The 3,853-nt window shown below is 68.4% G+C and carries 3 protein-coding genes; 1 reads left to right on the top strand and 2 read right to left on the bottom strand.

Features of this window, described 5'->3' with window-relative positions:
• Positions 1-1,550, bottom strand: a 1,550-nt coding sequence (locus ACILQS_RS15875; RefSeq protein ID WP_395641096.1) for a DEAD/DEAH box helicase, incomplete at its 3' end; no start/stop codon positions are given.
• A gap of 236 nt (positions 1,551-1,786) precedes the next feature.
• Here ACILQS_RS15875 and ACILQS_RS15870 point away from each other — a divergent pair.
• Complete coding sequence (locus tag ACILQS_RS15870; protein WP_395641095.1) at positions 1,787-2,236, top strand: GNAT family N-acetyltransferase; 450 nt, start codon at positions 1,787-1,789, stop codon at positions 2,234-2,236.
• A 99-nt stretch (positions 2,237-2,335) separates the two neighbouring features.
• On the opposite strand, the gene ACILQS_RS15865 is transcribed toward ACILQS_RS15870, so the two are convergent.
• On the bottom strand, positions 2,336-3,853 hold a 1,518-nt coding region (locus tag ACILQS_RS15865; protein WP_395641094.1), incomplete at its 5' end, for an efflux RND transporter permease subunit.

The raw sequence follows: 3,853 nt of genomic DNA, 5'->3' as shown, positions 1-3,853 counted from the left end.
ACGAGGAACTCGTTGACGAGCGTGGCAACGCCCTTGTCGAGGGTCGCGGAGAACAGCAGCTTCTGGCCGCCCTTCTGCGTCTCGCGCAGGATGCGCTGCACCGGCTCGAGGAAGCCGAGGTCGCACATGTGGTCGGCCTCGTCGAGCACCGTCACGAAGACGTTGCTGAGGTCGAGGCGGCCCTGCTCGACGAGGTCCTCGATGCGGCCCGGCGTGGCGATGACGATGTCAACGCCGCGCTGCAGCGCGGAGACCTGCTTGAACTGGGGAACGCCACCGACGATGGTCGTGGTGAACAGGCCGACGGAGCGCGCGATGGGCTGCACGGTGCGGTCGATCTGCTGGGCGAGCTCACGGGTGGGAGCGAGGATGAGGGCGCGCGGCTTGCGGCCGACCTGGCGGTTCTTGCCACCCTCGTTCTCCATGAGGCGCTCAACGAGCGGCGCGCCGAAGGCGATCGTCTTGCCGGAGCCGGTCTTTCCACGGCCGAGAACGTCCTTGCCGGCGAGCACGTCGGGAATGGTCGCAGCCTGGATCGGGAACGGCGACTCGGCGCCCATGGCGGTCAGCTGGCGGGTCATGTTCTCGCCGATGCCGAGGTCTTTCCAGGTGACGCCCTCGGCGTCGCCCGCGGTGATGACCTTGGCCTCGAGGCGCTCGAGCACGACGTCGTCGACCGGACCGGTGGTGGCGCGGGCGGTGTAGAAGTCGCTCTCGCGCTTGGCCGGACGGTCGGCGTTGTCGAAGGAGCGACGCTGCGGACGCTCGTCGTAGCTGCGTGCGCCACGGTCGTCGTTGTTGCGGTACGTCGGGCGCTGCGGGCGCTCGTTGTACGCGGGGCGATCGTTGGTGCGGGCCGGACGGTCGTTGTACGAGGGGCGCTCGGTGCGCGCCGGGCGCTCACCGTAGGCGGGACGCTCCGTACGGGCGGGACGCTCGTCGTAGCTGCGAGCCGGACGGTCGTTGCCATACGCGGGACGGTCGGTGCGCGCCGGACGGTCGGTGGAACGCTGCGGGCGGTCGTTGCCGTACGCAGGGCGCTCGGTGCGCGCCGGGCGCTCGTCGTACGAGCGGGCCGGGCGGTCGTTGTTGTACGCCGGACGGTCGTTCGAGCGCTGCGGGCGGTCGCCGTAGGCGGGACGCTCCGTGCGGGCCGGGCGCTCGTCGTAGCTTCGCGCCGGGCGGTCGTTGTTGTAGGCCGGGCGGTCGTTGGAACGCTGCGGGCGGTCACCGTAGGCCGGGCGCTCGGTGCGCGCGTTGCGGTCACCGTAGGCGGGCCGGGCCGGGCGGTCGCCGTAGGCGGGCTTGCCCTCGGCGGGAGTCCAGTTGGGGCGGCGGTCGGTGCTGGGGGCGCGGTCGCCCGAGCGGGTGGCGCGGTCATCCGTGCTCCAGCGCTTCTTGGCGACGGGGGCGTCACCGTGGAAGCCGCGGTGGCCCTCACTGCGCGAACCCGGCTTGGAGCCGTTGCGGTCGGCGGCCTTGAACGGCTTCTTGTTGTCGCGTCCTGCAGAGGCAGGCTTGTTGCCTGAATTATTTGAGTACGTGGGCATGATTCTTCCTGGGTTGTTCGTTATGCAGTGCAGTCCGCGCGGCGCTGTTCAAAGAACACAGCTATGCGCTAACTAACGAACCCGGGCAGTCTTTGACCGAGGCCTTCACATACAAGTGTGATTTTTCTCTCGCAGATTTGCGGAGAAACCGGCCTCTAGACTTACAAACCCTTGCGTGACAATTCACGCTGTCTGAGCCGACTCGGCAACATTACACGACGGGCCCCCGAAAAGCTATGAACATCAGCATCGAGCGCGCCGACGCCCCCGGGGTTCGCGAGCTTCTCGAGCTCAGCGATGCCTTCCACGCCGAACTGTACCCGCCCGAGGGCAACTACCTTCTCGACGTCTCCGAGCTGCTCGCCGACGGCGTGACAGTGGTCGTGGCGCGCGAGGGCGAGCGTGCAGTCGGCATGGGAGCCCTCGTCGAAAGGGCCGGCTACGCCGAGATCAAGCGGATGTTCGTGCGCGACGACGCCAGAGGCACCGGCATCGCAGCGGGCATCCTGCAATCGCTCGAAGCCACCGCCCGCGCGCACAACGTCGAGACGCTGCAGCTCGAGACCGGGCCCCTGCAGCCCGCCGCGATCGGCTTCTACGTGCGGCACGGGTTCGAGCGCATCGCCAACTTCGGCGAGTACGTCGACAGCGAGTACAGCGTCTGCTTCGCTAAGTCGCTCGTCTGACGCCGCTCGCGCCCGCGAGTTGGCACTTTCTGCGACTCAGGCGGCCCGAGAGCCCGCCCAACCAGCAGTTTGTGCCAACTCAGCGTCGTGCGGGACCGGCTAGGCGGCTGCCTTCGCAGCGCGCTTGGCGTCGCGGCGCTCCTTGCGACCCTCGACCAGGTAGTACAGCGTGGGCAGCACGACAAGGGTGAGGATCGTCGACGACACCAGGCCGCCGATGACGATGACGGCGAGCGGCTGGCTGATGAATCCACCCTGGCCGGTGAGACCGAGGCCGAGAGGCGTGAGTGCCGCGATGGTGGCGACGGCGGTCATGAGGATCGGCCGGAGGCGCCGGGAGGCGCCGTGCACGATCGCGTCGTAGGCCGACATCCCGCGCTCGCGGTACTGGTTGATGAGGTCGACGAGCACGATCGCGTTCGTGACCACGATGCCGATGAGCATGAGCACGCCGATGAGCGAGGGCACACCGAGCGGAATGCCCGAGGCCACCTGCAGCAGGATCGCACCGGTCGCCGCGAAGGGCACCGACACGAGCAGCAGCAGCGGCTGGCGCAGGCTCTTGAAGGTGGCGACCATGACGACGTAGACGATGAGGATCGCGACGAGCAGTGCGAGACCGAGCTGCGAGAACGCGTCGGTCTGCTGTGAGGTGACACCGCCGAGCTCCGCCTCCGCGCCGGCCGGAAGGTCAGCCTGGGCGACGGCCTCCGCGACGAGGGTGCTCGCGGTGCCGACGTCGTCGCTGCCGGGGGTGACGCTGACGGTCGCGCTGCGCACACCCTTGATCGTCGTGATGCTCGAGGGTCCGTTGACCTCCTCGACCGTGGCGAGGTCAGTGAGCGGCACAAGGCCGGTCACCGTCGGGATCTGGAAGTCCTCTAGCTCCTCGACGGTCGTCGGCGCCTTCTCGTTGGCGATGTAGATCGAGAGCGTCTTCTCGTCGATGACGACGGATCCGACGGTGCTCGGGTTCATGGCCGCGGTGAGGATGCCGCCGACCGCGATCTCGCTGAGACCCGCCTTCGCGGCCTTCTCGCGATCCACCTCGACCGCGAGGTATGGCTGCGAGACCGAGAGGTTGCTGGTGGCCTCGGCGACGACGTCGAGGTCCTTCACCTCGGCGAGGATCGCGTCGGAGGCGGCCCGAAGGTCGGCATCCGAGGTCGCGGTAATGTTGATGGCGATGTCGGATGAGGCGAAGCCCCCGCCCGATGCCGCGAGGCTGATCTCGCCGGCGTCGAGTCCTTCGACCGCCGTGCGCACATCCGACTGCAGCTGCACCTGGTCGACATCGGGGTCGGTCGTCAGCGAGAAGCTGGCACCGCCGGATCCGCTGAACGCGGCGCGCAGCGAGTTGCCGCTCGAGCCGAGCGAGAGCTGCACCGTCTCGACGCCGTCGACGCCGAGAAGCACGGTCTCAAGCTTCTTCGCGGCCTTGTCCTGCTCCTCCAGGCTGGTGCCGAGGGGCAGGGTCTGGCTGACGGTCAGGGTGTTCTGGCCGCTGTCGCCGATGAAGTTGGTCTTCATGAAGGGTACGAGCGCGCCGGTCGCGCCGAGCAGGAGCACGGCGACGAGGATCGTCGCGACGGGGCGCTTGAGCGTCCAGTTGATGAC

Origin of the sequence: Pseudolysinimonas sp. (genome assembly GCF_044239695.1) — a bacterium.
In the GTDB taxonomy this organism is placed as follows: domain Bacteria; phylum Actinomycetota; class Actinomycetes; order Actinomycetales; family Microbacteriaceae; genus Pseudolysinimonas_A.
This window is presented reverse-complemented; position numbering and strand designations above follow the sequence as displayed.